The organism is Methylovirgula ligni (assembly GCF_004135935.1).
Classification (GTDB): Bacteria; Pseudomonadota; Alphaproteobacteria; order Rhizobiales; family Beijerinckiaceae; genus Methylovirgula; species Methylovirgula ligni.
Map to the genome: position 1 here is coordinate 2216218 of NZ_CP025086.1, position 15482 is coordinate 2231699.

Genomic DNA, 15482 nt, shown 5'->3' on the forward strand with positions numbered 1-15482 from the left:
TTGAAACGTCACGGTCTATTTTAGTCGCATTGGACCGGTTCGCAAACCGATGCTCTAGTCCTGAAGTTCGCGATAATAGCGCGAAATCCGCTCAAACCAATCGTGCCGTGCTTGCAGGTGCGCCATGCCGCGGCTTCGCTCGGGCAATTGCAGGGTCGCGATCAACTCTTCGACCTCGCGGCGGGCGGCAAGCTGCGAGGTGGAGAGGCTGTTGCTGCGCATCGCTTCCTCGATCGGATCGAGCGCCGTGAGCCCGATGGGGAAAAGCTCCCGGAAAATCACACGGTCGTGAAGCCCGTTGGCCGGGCGGAACTTCAACTGCGAGGCGAGGCGCGACAGGCTCGCGGCGATCTGCTTGGCATTGTTCGATTGGGTCGAGGACATGCGGTTGCGCACGATGATCCAGTCGATAATACCTTGATCAACCATTTTGCGCTTGCGCCGCGCTTCGAGCACGAGGTCGGCATATTGCGCGACCTGACCGCGTTGCGTGCGATCATGATGCACACGCGAGAACACATCGACGTCGATGAAAGAATCATTGACCGGCGAGACGAGCGTGTCGGCGAGAGAATGCGCCAGACGCATCAGATAGGAATCGCTCGCCGGAGTATCGATGACTACGAATTCGTATTCGTGTTCGACTTCGGAAATCGCCGTTGCGAAAGCGCCGAACTCCCAGGTTTCGTTGTCGCGTACATTGTCCGAATTGCCGCGGTCGAGCGCGTGGTGTCGCGGCAGTTCGACATTCCACGGCGCATTCACCGCCCAGGAGGCGCGATTTTCAAAGAAGCGTGTCAATGTCTGCTGGCGCGTATCGAGATCGATGGTGGCGACGCGAAAGCCGGCCTTCAACAAAGCCACGCTGATATGGATCGACAGGGTCGACTTGCCGGTGCCGCCTTTTTCGTTAGCGACGACGATGACATGCGCGCTGCGCAAATCCGGCGGATCAATCTCGGGCATCGCGGCTCGCGCAGTCATTTCCCAATCCGCATGACGTAACGGACATGTCCGATCTTCTTGGTGTTGTGCAATGGCGGCGAAGGTCGCAATGCGGGGAAGAATGGCATGGCGGGGCGTGTTTGTCTCGGCTCATATGGGCGGATTCGCCTCTGCCATTCCGGTGTTCCACGCCGTCTTTGCGCCATAGAGCCAGTCATAGCGCCCGAGGAGCCGCGCCGGTCCGAGTGCACGCAGCGCGGCGTCGCGCACGCGCGAGGCTGGCCAGCGCAGATGATAGCGGCGCGCCTGCAGGCGCGATTCGCTTTGTACTCTCCCGGCGCGGGCCGTTCGTGCCGCGCTGTAAGCGGCAAGCGCAGCGGGAACATCGCGGCCGGGCACGAGCTGAGCGGCAAGGGCGGCCGCGTCCTCGATAGCTTGAGCGGCGCCCTGTGCGAGAAAGGGCACCATGGCATGCGCGGCATCTCCGAGCAGCGCGATGCGACCGTTGTTCCAATGAGCCGGTGTCCGCCGCTCGACCAGGGGCCAAAGGCGCCAATCGCCAGCGGCGGCGACGAGATCGCGCACCGGCGCCGCCCAGCGTGCAAATCGCGTCGCAATGAAAGCGGGATCGCCCGGCTGCGACCAGAGATCGGCCTTGTCGTCGAGCGGCCATACCGCATCGATGACCGCAACGACATTGATGACCGAGCCGCCGCGCAGCGGGTAATGCACGAGATGTGCGCCCGCGCCGAGCCATAAGGCGCTCTCCGGCGCGCGCAAGGCGGCGGCGACGCGGTCTGCCGGGACCAGAGCGCGCCAGGCGACATAATGCGCCAGCTTCGGCAGATCATCCGCCTTGCCCTGCAAAGCCGCGTTGCGCGCGCGCACGAAGGAGCGCACGCCATCGGCGCCGATCAGGCAGTCGGCCGAGAAGCTGACGCGCATCGCGTCGCGTAAGGCAGCGACTGTTACGCCGTGCGATGTCTGATCGAAGCCGGCGAGAGCGGTCTGCGGATGAAAGGCGACGCCCGGCTCGGCAAGCGCCGCCTCGCGCAAGACACGGATGAGGTCGGCGCGATGCGCGTAGAGATACGGTGCCCCCCAGCGGCTTTCAGCATCGATCAAGGGCAGCCGTGCGAGCGTCGCGCCGTCGCGCGCACGGTGGATGTGAACCGCCTCGGGCGCGAGGCTGGCTTCGATCAGTTTCGGCAACAGACCGAGATCGCGCAGGATCGCACTTGCGTTGGGAGAGATCTGCAATCCCGCGCCGATGTCCTCGTGGCCGTCGCGGCGCTCGATGAGCGTAATGCGCCAGCCGCGCCGCGCCAGAGCCAGTGCAGCCGTCAGGCCGCCGATCCCCGCCCCGGCGATGAGGGCATGCGGCGGTTCAGACAATGGCGTCAGGCTGCTGCCGCCTTCTCGACGGGGAAGGCGCATTCCGGCGGCTCGCAGGCGCCGGGTGCAAGGCTCGCGTCATGGACATAATGGGTCGAGCAATAGGGGCAGATCGCGTCGGAGGCATCGCCCATATCGATGAAAACATGCGGATGATCAAAGGGCGGCAGCGCGCCGGTGCACATGAATTCCCTGGCGCCGATGCGGATACGTGCCACGCCGGGCTGGTTGTGAAAATGCGGGGTGCCGTGGTTCGCCATCGGAAAATTCCAATTCGCCCATGCTTGAATCGGTGCGTTGTGACCGGAAAGACATGCAACTTTTCCGGAACGCGCCCTAGCTCGCCCTGATTTATTCGAATAGAGGTGCGAGGTCTACAGGGCGGCCGGCCGGACTGGCCGTCCCGGCACTCTATCTTTGCGGCAGATGCAGGAATTTTCGTCCCAGGGCGTGCGGATCGCCTATATCGACGCGCTGCCGGGAGGCGGCGAGAGTGGCCGCCCGGTTCTGCTCATCCACGGTTTTGCCTCAAACCATGCCGTCAACTGGGTTTTTCCCCAGTGGCTGAAGACGCTGAACGGCGCCGGCCGGCGTGTTGTGGCGTTCGACAACCGCGGCCATGGCCGCAGCCAGAAGCTCTACCGGCCAGGTGACTACGCGCTCGACCTGATGGCGGCGGACGCCCGCAATCTGCTCGATCACCTCGCCATTCCCTCGGCCGACATCATCGGCTATTCACTCGGCGCGCGGATTGCCACGGCCTTCGCGCTCGCTTATCCCGAGCGGGCGAACGCTTTCGTCTTCGGCGGCCTGGGCAGCAAGCTCTTCGAGACGGCGGGGCTCGGCGAGCCCATAGCCGAGGCGCTTGAGGCTCCCTCCGCCGCTGACTTGAGTGAGGGGCTCGGCAAGACCTTCCGGCTTTTCGCCGAAACGACCAAAGGCGATCTGAAAGCCCTTGCGGCCTGCGCCCGCGGGGCGCGCCGGAAATTCACCCGCGCCGAACTCGCCGCGATTGTCGACCCGGTCCTCGTCGCCGCCGGCACCAAAGACGATATTGCCGGCGATCCGCAGCCGCTCGCCGCGATTTTGCCCGCGGGGGAGGCGTTGGCGATCCCCGACCGCGACCACAACCGTAGTGTCGGCGATGCCGCGTTCAAGAAGGCCGCCGTAGCCTTCCTCGATCGCTGGTCCTAGACGCAAACCCCGCTCTAACGCGATCTTGGACGAAAAGCCGGCCCGGAGCGGGGTTGCGGCGCGGGAAGCGGCTGCAAACCCTCGCAAAAGCGTGATAGAAGGGATAAATTTTTCTTGGAGGTTTGGGTGAGCTTGGCAAAAACGTCCTTGGCCAGCGCGAGTCGCGGGAGACCGGTCTTCACCCGCATCCGCCAAGAGGCGGAGAACCTGATCAGCCACGACCTGAGCATCGCCGCGCTCGTTACGCCGGCCGTGCTTGAGCAACCAAGCCTGGAGGCCGCGGTCATTTACCGCGTCGCCTCGCGGCTCGGCGATACCACGATCTCAATCGAGCAAATCCGCCGGACCTATACCGATATCGTCGCCGACGATGCTTCGATTGGTGCCGCGTTCGAGGCCGATATTCTGGCTTTCCTCGATCGCGATCCAAGCTGCAAGCGGCTGATCGAGCCGCTGCTCTATTTCAAGGGCTTTCAGGCGCTCGCCACGCATCGGCTCGCACATGCGCTGTGGAATCAGGGCCGTTACGATTTCGGCCTCTATCTCCAAAGCCGTTCGTCCGAAGTCTTCCAGACCGACATTCATCCCGCCGCGAAAATCGGCAAGGGTATTTTCCTCGATCACGCGACGGGCCTTGTGGTCGGCTCCACGGCGGTGATCGAAGATGACGTATCGTTGCTTCAAGACGTCACTTTGGGCGGCACCGGCAAGGAAGCCGGCGACAGGCATCCGAAAATCCGCCATGGTGTGCTGATCGGCGCCGGCGCCAAGGTCCTCGGCAATATCGAGGTCGGCCATTGCGCGCGGATCGCGACCGGCTCCGTGGTTCTCCATCCTGTGCCGCCAAAAACGACGGTGGCGGGCGTGCCCGCGCAAGTCGTCGGCGATGCCGGCTGCGCCGAACCGGCGCGCTCGATGGATCAGATTCTGGCTGCGAAAATGGCGCGCGGATGAGCCGGGCTTGCGGTGATTTCCAATTTCTGGCAATTGGCTCGCAGGTTGCGCTGCGGCGCACCAAACGCGCGGACCCGGAGAATTGATTTTTGGATAAGGTCGAACTGCATAAGTTGCAGGGCTTTCTGCGCCAGGCTTTTGGCAATCAAAGCCTCAAGGTCGTCCCGGCGAAGCGCAATCCTGACGACGCCGAAGTTTATCTTGGCGAGCGCAGCATCGCCACGATCTCCGTCGACGACGAGGACGGCGATCGCTCCTTTGCACTAGAGTTGAAAATCCCGGTCGAACGCCCTGTTTTGCAAGACTATCTGCGCCGCTTGTTCGAGAACGACAAATTGCGCATCCTGCCGCGGCCAAAGAAAAACGACTCCGTCGAGCTTAACTCCGGCGACGATTACCTCGGCGTCATCTCCCAGGACAATCCCAAGGGCAGCAGCTTCACGCTGCAGGTCGCGATTCTGGATTTCGATCTGGAAGATTTCTGACGCAGCATCTCCAATTCGCCTGGTTGGCGAGGAATAGATAATGCCGCTCTATGCGCTCGACGAAGTATCGCCGCGGCTTGCTGCTGGCGTCTGGATCGCGCCCGATGCGCAAGTAATCGGCCATGTCCTGATCGGCATCGACACCTCGATCTGGTTTGGCGCCGTGCTGCGTGGCGACAATGAGAAGATCAGCATCGGCGCCCGCACGAATATTCAGGATGGCGCCATCCTCCACACCGATCTTGGCTATCCGCTCGAAGTGGGGGAGGGCTGCACCATCGGCCATCGGGCGATTCTGCACGGTTGCCTCATCGGCGCCAATACCCTGATCGGTATGGGCGCGACCGTTCTCAACGGCGCCAATGTCGGCCGCAATTGCCTCGTCGGCGCCAATTCCCTGTTGTCCGAAGGCAAAGCCTACCCCGACAATTCGCTGATCGTCGGCGCGCCGGCGCGTGTGGTGCGCGAACTGACGGAGTCCGAGATCGGCAAATTGCGCGAAAGCGCCGCGGGCTATATCGCCAATGCGCGGCGCTACGGACGCAGCCTGGTGCCGGCTCGCGAAGAGCGGCAGTCCATCAAAGCTTGATGTTCTCGTCGAATCTTTCGATGGGAATCAACTTGTCGAAACGCACGGCAAGGCCACCCTCGAAATGGCGTACGACCTCGCTGTCCGTCTGGCCGAGCTTGAGTTTGGTGCCTAGGGCGGGTTTTGCCGTGGTCGCAACCGCAGCGCCAGAAATCGAAACGTCGATCAATTGCACGATATGCTCATGATCGCCATCGATCCGCAGAATCGAACGCAGGCGCAGCGGAATGATGCGCTCATGGCTGCGATTTTCCGCGCCGCCCAGCGCATCCCGGTTGAGAAGCCAGGTAAGCTGATTGGCGATCTTTTCCCGCTTGGAGAGCGGCATCGTCATCTGGATCGCGAAGCCGCGCTCCGTGTGGCGGGCGATTCTGCCTTCGACGCGGCCGAGCTGATCGAGATAGATGACGACTCGTTCGCCGATGTCGCCGCGGACCGGCGCATCGATCGCAAGACCGCCCGGCGACATGTTAACGGTCTGGCAGGGGAATTCGCGCCGGTCGGCGAGCATGTAACGGCCAAGCAACTTCACATCGACGCGCATGTGGCGTCGCCGTTCGACAGATTTAAGCTGTAACTTGAGCTTGGCTGCCATCTCTAAACCTCGCTCCCGGGGTACGAGAGGCAGTTCAGCATCGGGGGCAGCGGGTTAACGTCGCCTTATCTTCAAACCAAGAAAACTGGGGTAACAGGGGAAATCGCTACTTTCCTCCATCAAAGATGCGTAGGTGGCCGCGAATATCCGCGGGCCTGTGTGCGCTCCATACATGCGGCGCGTCCGGGAAGAGTGACGTGTCGGCCGAACGCGCCCATCCGGTTTCGACCTCGACGGTGCGCATGGCACGTAACGCAAGGTGAGGAACCGGCAGCAGGCCAGCCCAGGGCGGCTGCACGGCCGGCGTCGCCAAGCCGAGAATGCGCGCTTGCGAAAGGCCGGCATGCCGTAACGGAAGAAGAAGAATCTCTATATCAGCGTCGCGGTAGCCTTCCGGATGCGCGGCGCTCGCGGCGATAATGGGGCAGGCGGAATCGACCACGGTCAGCAGACCGGCGGCGATCGAGCGCGCGTCCTGCGGTCCCCAGAGGCTGAGAAAAGACCGGCCCAGCAATTCGGCACAAAAGAAAGCATTGAGTCGCGTGCCCGCCATCAGGAACGGAAATTGACGCGCCGCATCGAGGTCGAGCACGAACAAATCCGCGAGCGAGCCACGGATTGCCGCCAGATCTATCTCGGCGCGATCCGGCGCCGGACGCGTGCCGCGCAACCTGCTCCAATAGGCAAGAAGCTCGCGCGTTGCTTGCTGTCTCATTTTCGTCCCCGCCACCCCGGGCCCGAGTGCTTATGATGTGCCTTTGTCCTGAAATGGCACGCGATTACACGGTCGCCCCGCTCCCGCAGTGATGGCAGCAGGCGCTGTGCCATCGCCGCTGTTTTCCGGCGCGCCGTTATCACCGATTTGAGAGGCGGCTTCTGCCGTCGCTCCCCATCGCTGAGCCGATATTCTGGCGGATAAAAGGCCCGTCTCATATAGGCTGAAGGCACTCTCCCTGTGGACGAGCCGTAGTAGTGCACACCGAAATCAAGCCGAGCCTGCGCTTGCGGATGATATGAGTTGGGTCTGCAGCGTAATCGCGAAAGTCTTCAGAGTGGCTAGGAGAGATTGACGGAACGGTTTGGACGCAATTGCGGGGAGCATACTATTCCCCGTTTCCATTAGCGCCGTAGAGCCTCCTGGTTCACGATGCGAACGGGCTTTCCATCCAGCCAGGCCGCCACGGCTTCTACGGTGTCCGAGTAAACCGCGTTGAGCAGTTCGCGAGTGACGTACCCAAGGTGGGGAGACAGCGTCACGTTCGGCAGAAACCGCAACGGATGGTCGTGCGGCAGCGGCTCGATGTCATAGACGTCCAGCCCTGCTCCGGCGATCCGTCCAGCTCCAAGAGTAGCGATAAGAGCAGCCTCATCGACGATTGGACCTCTGGAGGTGTTGATCAAATAGGCGCTTGGCTTCATCAAGCCGAGTTCGGCTCCAGTGACGAGACCTCGCGTGCGCTCCGACAGCACAAGGTGGATGGAGACCACGTCGGCTTCTGCAAAGAGAGTCTCTTTCTCGACCCGGCGCGCGCCGACCGCCGCCGCGGCCTCGTCGGTAAGATTCTGACTCCAGGCGATAACCTCCATCCCGAACACCTTCGCATATTCGTTCATGCGCTTGCCGATCTTGCCGAGACCGAGAAGGCCGAGCGTCTTGCCGGAAAGGGTCAGACCGGTAGTGGTCTGCCAGCCGCCCTCACGCATGTGCCGGTGTTCTTCGGCCAGGTTGCGCACCGTCGCGATCAGCAGCCCCCATGCCAATTCCGGCGTGCCGTTGCCAGCAGCGGCGAATCTCGGGTCGGCGAAGTTCGGATGCGTCACGAGGATGCCGCGTTCGCTGGCAGCGGCCATGTCGAGGTTCGGCAGGCTCATGCCGACGATCGTGATCAGTTTCAGATTCGGCAGCCGTTCGATCAGCGTGCGCGGAAAAGCCATGCGCTCGCGGAGTGTGCAAACCACATCAAACGATTCCAGCGCCTCAACGGCTTCGTCCTCGGAGAGGTGACGGTCGAAAGCCGTAACTTCCGCCCTGCTTCGCACGGGCGACCAGTCGGCGAGGTCGAGGGCGACGCGTGCGTAGTCGTCGAGTATCGCTACTTTGGGCATGTAGCCTCGCGTTGGTTCAATGACACTGATCGGCTGGACGCGTGCGAAATGCCTGTCTCGGGCGCGGTGACCGTCGCGATTATAGATATTACCGTGGGCGGCAGCCAGCGCCGAGGGGTGACGTCGGCGTCGGCGACGTTCACGTTCTCGCTTTAAGCGGAGATTTCGTCGAAGGATGAAAAATTACGCTTGTAGAGGTTGGCGTAAAGGCCGTTATGCACGACAAGCTCGTCATGCGTTCCCTGTTCGATGATCTCCCTATAAGGTGCCGCCGTAGAATAACGAGGCCTTAAAGATACGACCGGGCTTGTCGCGAGCACCAACAGACAGGCCATGAACGAGCAGCAGAATGGTTGACGCAACGAATTGATATGAAAGAAAAATTAAACGATAGCCAAAGCCTGCGCTTCAGCGTGGCGCCGATGATGGATTGGACGGACCGGCATTGCCGCGTCTTTCACCGTCAGCTCTCGCGCCACGCGCGGCTCTATACTGAAATGGTCACCGCCGCGGCGATCCTGCACGGTGATCGCAAGCGTCTGCTCGGCTTCGAGGCATCGGAACATCCGGTCGCGGTGCAGCTCGGCGGCTCGGAGCCCGCCGATCTAGCCGAGGCGGCGGCGATCGCGGCCGATTTCGGCTATGACGAGATCAATCTCAACATCGGTTGCCCGTCCGAGCGCGTTCAGAGCGGCGCTTTCGGCGCCTGCCTGATGCGCGAGCCGGAGCTTGTCGCCGATTGCGTCGCGGCGATGAAAGCGCGGGTGGACCTGCCCGTGACTGTGAAGTGCCGGATCGGCGTCGACGATCAGCCGCCCGAGACCTTGTCGATCTTCGCCGCGCGCGTGGTCGCCGCTGGCGCCGATGCACTCATCGTCCATGCCCGCAAGGCGTGGCTCAAGGGCCTGTCGCCGCGCGAGAACAGAAGTGTTCCGCCGCTCGATTATGCGCGCGTGCGTGCGCTGAAACGCGAATTTCCCAATGTGCCGATCGTGCTCAACGGCGGCCTCACCGATATTGGGCAGATGCAGGCGGAACTCGCGCATCTCGACGGCGTGATGGTCGGCCGCGCGGCCTATCAAGACCCGGCGCTGCTGCTTGATGTCGATCCAGTCTTCTTCGGCGCCGAAGCGCCGGCCGCGAGCCGCCACGCGGCGCTCGAAGCCTTCATCCCCTATATCGAGGCGCGCCTGGCCGAAGGCGTGCCGCTTGGCGCGATGACCCGGCATGTGCTCGGGCTGTTCAATACGCTGCCGGGGGCGCGCGCCTTCCGCCGCCATCTCGCGACCGAGGCCGTCAAGCCGGGTGCGGGCATCGCCGTGCTGCGCGAGGCGATGAACCTCGTCGTCGAGGGCGCGGCCGCGGAGGCCGCCGCGTGAATAGCCGCGAATTGCGCGACGTGGCGAGCAAGGTGCCCGCCGTCACACTCGTTTTCTGGATCATCAAGATCGCCGCGACGACGCTGGGCGAAACCGGCGGCGACACCGTGACGATGACGCTCAATTGGGGCTATCTCGCCGGCACGCTGCTGTTTCTCTCCGCTTTGCTCGTGCTCGTCGCTCTCCAGATCGCGGCGAAAAAATTTCATCCGTGGCTTTATTGGGCGACGATCATCGCCTCGACGACAGCCGGTACGACAATGGCCGATTTCGCCGATCGCTCTTTGGGCATCGGCTATGCCGGCGGCGCGACGCTTTTGTTTGCTGGGCTGCTCGCTGTTCTCGGCCTCTGGTATCGGACGCAAGGCTCCATCTCCGTCGAAACAGTGAACACGCCGAAGATCGAGGCCTTCTATTGGGCGGCCATCACCGTCTCGCAAACACTTGGCACGGCGCTTGGCGACTGGATGGCCGACACCTCGGGCCTTGGCTATGCCGGCGGGGCGCTTGTCTTCGCCGCGGCGCTCGCTGTGCTCGTCGGACTTTATTTCTGGACGAAGGTCTCGCACGTATTTCTGTTCTGGGCCGCCTTCATCCTGACACGGCCGCTCGGCGCGACGGTCGGCGATTTTCTCGATAAGCCGCAGAACGCTGGTGGCCTCGCCTTCAGCCGTCCGCTCGCCTCGGCGATTCTGGCGATCTTCATCATCGCCTGCATCCTCATCCTGCCGCAGCGTGCGGGGACGCATCCGGGGCAGCCGGACGCGGCATAGCCTGGCTGCGAAAGCTGCAGTCTCATCCCTCGATCAGCAGCAGCACATAAGATGCAAACAAGAGCAGGTGTACGATGCCCTGCAAGATGTTGGTGCGGCCGCTGGCGAAGGTGACGACGCTCACGGCGAGCGTCAGCAGCAGCAACACATAGTCCGTATGCTCGATGCCAAGGTCGATGCTGCGGCCGGTGATATGGCTCACCGCGATCATCGCCGGCACGGTCAGGCCGATGGTCGCCAGCACCGAGCCGAGAAAGATATTCATAGATCTTTGCAGTTGATTGCGCAGCGCCGCCTTCGCCGCGCCGATGCCTTCGGGCGTTGCAACGAGCAGCGCGATGAGAAGTCCGCCGAGCTGGTCGGGGAAGTGCAAGGTCTCGACGAGATAATCGATCGGATGCGCGAGCTTTTCGGCGAGCGACACGACCGGGACCATATAGGCGAGAAGCAGCACCGCGTGCGGAAAGATCGGCTCTCGCACTTTGGCGAAATGTTCGATCGGTTCGTCGCCGAGGGTGAAGAAACCGCGATGCCGTCCGGTCTGAATCACAAGGAACGCGCAATAAAGCCCTGCCGACATGACGATCAGGAAAATCTGCTGATGCGCCGAAAACCGGGGCCCCGGCGTGGTCTGGGTGAAATCGGGCATGATGAGGCTGAAAACCGCCAGCGGAATGATGACGCCGAGAAAAGCGTTCGCCCCTTGCAGATTGTAATGCTGCTCGGAGTGGCGCAGGCCGCCGACGAGAAGCGACAGGCCGACCATGCCGTTGAGGATGATCATCACGACCGCGAACAGCGTGTCGCGCACCAGCGTCGGATTGTTGGCGCCATGCAGCATGACCGCCGAAATGCTCATCACCTCGACCGCGGTGACGGAGAGGGTGAGGATCAGCGTCCCGTAGGGCTCGCCCAGCCGCCCGGCCAGCGCATCGGCGTGGCGCACGACGGCGAGCGCCGAGGCGAGGATGACCGCGAACAGCCAGAGAAAGATGAAAACCAGCCAGAACGGATTCGACAGCCCGGCAAAGAGCACGTTGCCCCAACGCCAGAAGATCGCCACCGTCGCCACGCTGACGAGGAGGAGCCATTCGCGGCGAAGGAGGTTGAGAGTTCTCATTTGGAGATTATTCCGCGATTCGCCGCACGATAAGGAAGCGGCCATGAACGCAGGGAAGGGATTTCCAACAGCGAAAGTCCGCGTGCTTTGGCCCTGCCGAGGCCCTTGCGTAAATCACGCTTCGGGGTAGGTTGCCATCATTCAATAAATTCATTGCCGAGGGAGGGGATATGAAAGCGTCATCGCTGAGTTTTCTCGCCGCCGTCATCGCCGCGGCAGCTGGCATGGTCTGGGGCCTCATCATGGGCATTTCGGAGAATCACGCGACAATGCCGGCACATGCCCATTTGAATCTCCTTGGGTGGGTATCCTTGTTCCTGATCGGCATATTCTATCACCTGCATCCGGCTCTCGATCAAAGCCGGATCGCGCTGATTCAGGTCTGCGTTTGGATCGCGGGAACGGTCATTCTGACGCTCGGTGTTGCATTGTTGACGAGCGGGATTGCGTTAGGCAATCCGCTCGCGGCGGCCGGTTCGTTGATCGTGCTCGCGGCCATGCTATTGTTTGGCTGGCTGGTTTTCCAACGTGATTTTTTTGCCGATTCCGCGCGCGCCGCAGCGAAATGAAGTGACGGGGCATAGTCTGCTCTGCTAGCCGCCCTCCACAGCATCCCTTAGCCTCTCGATCATCGTCTGCATCTCGTGCGCATCGAGGCTCGCGAAACCGAGGCGGGCGGCGGGTTTGGCCTTCGCGCCGACCGCGCATTGCGCGCTCGTCAGGAATTGCGGCGCGCCCTGCGGGCGGCGCTGCTCCAGCTTGCCGAGATCGAAATCTTCGGCGAAGCGCACCCAGAAGGCGAGGCCCCCGGTCGGAATATCGAAACTGGCGAGATCGCCGAGTTCATCCTGCAAGGCTTCGGCGAAGGTCGTGCGACGCTTGTCGAAAATCGCGTGGACCCGCTTGATGTGGCGGCGAAGCTGGCCGGATTCGATCAGTTCGACGATGGCGAGCTCGGTGATCGGATCGCCTTGCCGATCGATGGCGCCGATCCAATTGCCGATCTGCTGGATGAGGTGGGTCGGGGCGGCGACATAGCCGACGCGCAGGCTGGGCGACAGCACTTTGGAAAACGAGCCGACATAGACGATCTGCCCCGATTGATCGTTGCTCGCCAGCGGAAACATCGGCTGGTGGTCGAACTGGAACTCGTGATCGTAATCGTCCTCGACGACGATGAAGCCGAATTGCGCGGCGAGCGCGCGCAGCCGCAGCCGCGCGCTCGGGCGCAGCACCACGGTCGTCGGAAATTGATGGCCGGGCGTGAGATAGACGGCGCGCACGCGGGTGCGGCGGCAGATCGCTTCGAGATGGTTGAGGTCGATGCCTTCGGGGCCGAGCTTGGCCGCCTGCACTTTGGCGCCGGCGAGGGTGAAGGCCTGGACCGCCGGCGGATAGGTCAGTTCCTCGAAGATCACCGTATCGTCCTTGGCGACGATGCTGTGGGCGATGACATAAAGCGCCATCTGGCTGCCGCGGGTAACGCAGATATTGTCCGGCGTCGTGTTGAGGCCGCGTGTCATGTTGAGCATTTTCGAGATCGACTGGCGCAGCGCCTCTGTGCCGCGCGGATCGCCATAGCCGAGGAGCCGCTGCCGCGAAGCCGCGCGCGCTGCGCCTGCGTAAGCCTGTGCGATCGCCATCGTCGGGATGAGGCGCTGGTCGGGCACGCCGTCGTCGAAGCTGACCTTGCCCTGGCGCGGCCAGAGCAGGGGTGGTTTCACGGCGCTGCCGCGTAGTTCGCCGAAAGTCTGGGCCGGTTCGGGCTCCGGCTTATGCGGGGCGCCGTCGCGGATGTTGCGGGCGATGAACGTGCCGCGCCGCTGGTCGGTCGTCACCCAGCCTTGCGCAGCCAGTTCGTCGTAGGCCTGGACGACGGTCTTGCGGTTGACTTCGAGATCCTTGGCGAGGTCGCGCGTGCCGGGCAGGCTGTCGCCGGCAGTGAGCCGGCCGCGCTGAATTTCCTCGATGATCGCCTGGGCGATGCGGACACTGAGACTGCCGCGCCCTTCGGCACGGACGATGAGATTGGGATTCCACGGACGCAGCATTCTGGCCCCTAGTATGGCGGTTCAAATTCCTAGCCAGATAGGCCAGGTTTTTTCCTCAAAAGCAAAAATTATGCTTGTGGCCCATGCGATGAAACGATGCTGGCCCGCAATCCCCTTTGCGTCCGAAAATTTAGAACCATTGCAAAAAGAAGTTCCATCGTGCCTCGGATTCGGGCGGCGAAAGCCTAAAGAAAGTGCCGTTTCCCGCCCTTATGGGGCGATCGCCTGCGGGCGCGGGCGTGCAATGCAATATTGGTCGTCGTCTAAGGCGATCTGGACCAGCGTGCAGTTAAGAACTGGATGTTCAGGGCGGGCCAACCCGCTCCTAGCCTCAACTGCAATTGCGACCCAACGTCACGAGAGTGGGAGGCTTGTGATCTTTGGCCGCAAGAGGCTCAACCCCTCTTTCGAAAGCATGTGGCAATGGCAACTACCACAACCTCCGGAAAGCTGAAGGCCAATTGTTTGGGCTTCCCTGAATTGCTCGCGCAAAACATCGCGCTGATCTCGCCGACGATGACGGCGGCGCTCATCGTCCCCGTCATGTATTCGAACACGGCCGATTGGAGCTGGCTCTCCTACACGCTCGGCACGATCATGCTGCTGTTCGTGGCCTTCAATCTCAACCAGTTCGCCAAACGCTCCACCTCCGCCGGCTCTATGTACGCTTACATTTGCCGCGGCCTCGGCCTCACCGCGGGCGCGATCGGCGGCTGGGCGCTGATCTGGTCCTATCTGGGCATCTCGATAGCAGGCATCACCGGTTTTACCATCTTCTCCGGCAAACTTTTGTCGATGATGGGCATCAATGCGCCGCCTCTTCTACTCTTCGTGGTCTGCATAGTGATTTCCTGGTTCTGCGCCTGGAAGAACGTCAACCTGTCCGCCCGCGCGATGCTGATCTGCGAAGGCATTTCGATGGCGCTCATCATCATCCTCGGTTTGATCGTGATGGGCCACCACGGCTTCGTGATCGACAAAGCGCAGTTCGATACCAAGACAATACCGTGGTCGAGCCTCGGTCTCGGCGTCGTAGTCGCGGTCTTCTCGCTTGTCGGCTTCGAGGCGGCGACAGCCTTCGGCGACGAAGCGAAAAACCCACTTAAGACCGTCCCGAGCTCGGTCTATTGGAGCCTCATCATCTCCGGCGTATTCTTCGTCTTCGTCACCTATTTCGAAATACAAGGCACGCGCGGCTATTCGACGACGCTCGACAAGATCGACCAGCCGCTGAACATCCTGGCGCAGCTTGTCCACATCCCGCTGCTGCAGATTCCGCTGTCGCTTGGCGCGATGCTCAGCTTCTTCGCGCTGAACCTCTCCTGCGTCAGCGCGGGCGGCCGCATCATTTATGCGCTGGGACGTCACGGCATCCTGCCGCCGGCGACGGCTTCGTCGCATGGCACCAACGAGACACCGCACATTGCGGTCACCATCATGGCGCTGTTGTCGTTCACCGTTCCGACGATCGCATTGCTCGGCAAGCAGGAGTTGCTGGACATCTTCAACGATGCCGGCACCTGTGCGGCCTTCGGCTTCGTGACCGTCTATGCGCTGATCACGGTCGCGGCACCGGTCTATCTCAAGAAGATCGGCGAGCTTAAGCCGATCGACATGGCGGGGTGTGCCGCCTCGCTGCTGCTGCTCGCGGTTCCCGCCATCGGCAGCGTCTATCCGGTGCCGTCGCCACCGGTGAACTACTTCCCCTATGCCTTCCTCGTCTATCTCGCGATCGGCGCGGTGTGGATCATCGCCTTCTACCGCCGCACGCCGACGGCACCCGACGCGATCAAGGAAGACCTCGACCAGGCCCATGCGCGGTTCAAAAACATGGGCGACATGGGTGTGGTCGCCGGGGAATAAGCCGGGCGATCATCGAAAAAAGAAGCGCGCCTT

General features: G+C 62.2%; 16 protein-coding genes. 8 read left to right on the forward strand and 8 right to left on the reverse strand.

From position 1 onward, the window contains the following. Positions 1-54: 54 nt before the first annotated feature. The 3 genes from CWB41_RS10675 to CWB41_RS10685 form a co-directional block, all read right to left on the reverse strand. Positions 55-984 carry a division plane positioning ATPase MipZ gene (locus tag CWB41_RS10675; RefSeq protein ID WP_115836736.1) on the reverse strand — a complete coding sequence of 310 codons (930 nt, stop codon included), beginning with the start codon at positions 982-984 and terminating at the stop codon, positions 55-57. A gap of 111 nt (positions 985-1095) precedes the next feature. Next, complete coding sequence (locus CWB41_RS10680) at positions 1096-2340, reverse strand: FAD-dependent monooxygenase (RefSeq protein WP_245411288.1); 1245 nt, start codon at positions 2338-2340, stop codon at positions 1096-1098. A gap of 5 nt (positions 2341-2345) precedes the next feature. Further along, entirely contained in the window at positions 2346-2600 is a 255-nt protein-coding gene (locus tag CWB41_RS10685; protein WP_115836734.1) for a zinc-finger domain-containing protein, read from the reverse strand. Positions 2601-2766: 166 nt separating this feature from the next. On the opposite strand from CWB41_RS10685, the gene CWB41_RS10690 reads away from it, so the two are divergent. From CWB41_RS10690 to CWB41_RS10705, 4 genes are all read left to right on the forward strand, one after another. Beyond that, complete coding sequence (locus CWB41_RS10690) at positions 2767-3534, forward strand: alpha/beta fold hydrolase (RefSeq protein ID WP_115836733.1); 768 nt, start codon at positions 2767-2769, stop codon at positions 3532-3534. A gap of 132 nt (positions 3535-3666) precedes the next feature. After that, a complete protein-coding gene (cysE, locus tag CWB41_RS10695; protein ID WP_115836732.1) occupies positions 3667-4488 on the forward strand; it encodes a serine O-acetyltransferase in 822 nt (273 codons plus the stop codon). An 89-nt stretch (positions 4489-4577) separates the two neighbouring features. Next, positions 4578-4973, forward strand: a complete 396-nt coding sequence (locus CWB41_RS10700; RefSeq protein WP_115836731.1) for a DUF3126 family protein — start codon at positions 4578-4580, stop codon at positions 4971-4973. Positions 4974-5013: 40 nt separating this feature from the next. Then, positions 5014-5562: a gamma carbonic anhydrase family protein gene (locus tag CWB41_RS10705; RefSeq protein ID WP_115836730.1), complete on the forward strand. Its 549-nt coding sequence runs from the start codon at positions 5014-5016 to the stop codon at positions 5560-5562. On the opposite strand, the gene CWB41_RS10710 is transcribed toward CWB41_RS10705, so the two are convergent. The 3 genes from CWB41_RS10710 to CWB41_RS10720 all read right to left on the reverse strand — a co-directional run bounded on the left by CWB41_RS10710 (position 5552) and on the right by CWB41_RS10720 (position 8263). Then, complete coding sequence (locus CWB41_RS10710) at positions 5552-6157, reverse strand: PilZ domain-containing protein (protein ID WP_115836729.1); 606 nt, start codon at positions 6155-6157, stop codon at positions 5552-5554. The genes CWB41_RS10705 and CWB41_RS10710 overlap by 11 nt on opposite strands. Positions 6158-6263: 106 nt before the next feature. Then, the gene (locus CWB41_RS10715; protein ID WP_115836728.1) at positions 6264-6872 is read right to left on the reverse strand and encodes a PAS domain-containing protein; all 609 of its coding nucleotides are present in this window, start codon (positions 6870-6872) and stop codon (positions 6264-6266) included. 404 nt (positions 6873-7276) lie between these two features. Beyond that, entirely contained in the window at positions 7277-8263 is a 987-nt protein-coding gene (locus tag CWB41_RS10720; protein ID WP_115836727.1) for a D-2-hydroxyacid dehydrogenase family protein, read from the reverse strand. 371 nt (positions 8264-8634) lie between these two features. Here CWB41_RS10720 and dusA point away from each other — a divergent pair, with 371 nt between their 5' ends. Further along, a complete protein-coding gene (gene dusA, locus CWB41_RS10725) occupies positions 8635-9642 on the forward strand; it encodes a tRNA dihydrouridine(20/20a) synthase DusA (protein ID WP_115836726.1) in 1008 nt (335 codons plus the stop codon). Next, positions 9639-10415, forward strand: a complete 777-nt coding sequence (locus CWB41_RS10730; protein ID WP_115836725.1) for a COG4705 family protein — start codon at positions 9639-9641, stop codon at positions 10413-10415. Before dusA ends, CWB41_RS10730 begins: the two co-directional genes overlap by 4 nt. 22 nt (positions 10416-10437) lie before the next feature. Here the strand turns inward: CWB41_RS10730 and CWB41_RS10735 are convergent, their stop codons facing one another. Next, positions 10438-11535 carry a calcium:cation antiporter gene (locus CWB41_RS10735; RefSeq protein ID WP_115837099.1) on the reverse strand — a complete coding sequence of 366 codons (1098 nt, stop codon included), beginning with the start codon at positions 11533-11535 and terminating at the stop codon, positions 10438-10440. A gap of 170 nt (positions 11536-11705) precedes the next feature. Here CWB41_RS10735 and CWB41_RS10740 point away from each other — a divergent pair, with 170 nt between their 5' ends. After that, the gene (locus tag CWB41_RS10740; RefSeq protein WP_115836724.1) at positions 11706-12104 is read left to right on the forward strand and encodes a hypothetical protein; all 399 of its coding nucleotides are present in this window, start codon (positions 11706-11708) and stop codon (positions 12102-12104) included. A 24-nt stretch (positions 12105-12128) separates the two neighbouring features. On the opposite strand, the gene pdxR is transcribed toward CWB41_RS10740, so the two are convergent. After that, a complete protein-coding gene (gene pdxR / locus CWB41_RS10745) occupies positions 12129-13586 on the reverse strand; it encodes a MocR-like pyridoxine biosynthesis transcription factor PdxR (RefSeq protein WP_115836723.1) in 1458 nt (485 codons plus the stop codon). Between the two features lie 423 nt (positions 13587-14009). Between pdxR and CWB41_RS10750 the strand changes: the two genes are divergently transcribed. Beyond that, positions 14010-15449 carry an APC family permease gene (locus tag CWB41_RS10750; protein ID WP_115836722.1) on the forward strand — a complete coding sequence of 480 codons (1440 nt, stop codon included), beginning with the start codon at positions 14010-14012 and terminating at the stop codon, positions 15447-15449. The last annotated feature ends 33 nt before the right edge of the window (positions 15450-15482 follow it).

Coding starts and splice junctions, on each gene's coding strand:
- CWB41_RS10675 (WP_115836736.1), bottom strand. CDS start 984: ATGACTGCGCGAGCCGCGATGCCCGAGATTGATCCGCCGGATTTGCGC.
- dusA (WP_115836726.1), top strand. CDS start 8,635: ATGAAAGAAAAATTAAACGATAGCCAAAGCCTGCGCTTCAGCGTGGCG.
- CWB41_RS10740 (WP_115836724.1), top strand. CDS start 11,706: ATGAAAGCGTCATCGCTGAGTTTTCTCGCCGCCGTCATCGCCGCGGCA.
- CWB41_RS10735 (WP_115837099.1), bottom strand. CDS start 11,535: ATGAGAACTCTCAACCTCCTTCGCCGCGAATGGCTCCTCCTCGTCAGC.
- CWB41_RS10715 (WP_115836728.1), bottom strand. CDS start 6,872: ATGAGACAGCAAGCAACGCGCGAGCTTCTTGCCTATTGGAGCAGGTTG.
- CWB41_RS10685 (WP_115836734.1), bottom strand. CDS start 2,600: ATGGCGAACCACGGCACCCCGCATTTTCACAACCAGCCCGGCGTGGCA.
- CWB41_RS10690 (WP_115836733.1), top strand. CDS start 2,767: ATGCAGGAATTTTCGTCCCAGGGCGTGCGGATCGCCTATATCGACGCG.
- CWB41_RS10705 (WP_115836730.1), top strand. CDS start 5,014: ATGCCGCTCTATGCGCTCGACGAAGTATCGCCGCGGCTTGCTGCTGGC.
- CWB41_RS10720 (WP_115836727.1), bottom strand. CDS start 8,263: ATGCCCAAAGTAGCGATACTCGACGACTACGCACGCGTCGCCCTCGAC.
- CWB41_RS10710 (WP_115836729.1), bottom strand. CDS start 6,157: ATGGCAGCCAAGCTCAAGTTACAGCTTAAATCTGTCGAACGGCGACGC.
- CWB41_RS10750 (WP_115836722.1), top strand. CDS start 14,010: ATGGCAACTACCACAACCTCCGGAAAGCTGAAGGCCAATTGTTTGGGC.
- pdxR (WP_115836723.1), bottom strand. CDS start 13,586: ATGCTGCGTCCGTGGAATCCCAATCTCATCGTCCGTGCCGAAGGGCGC.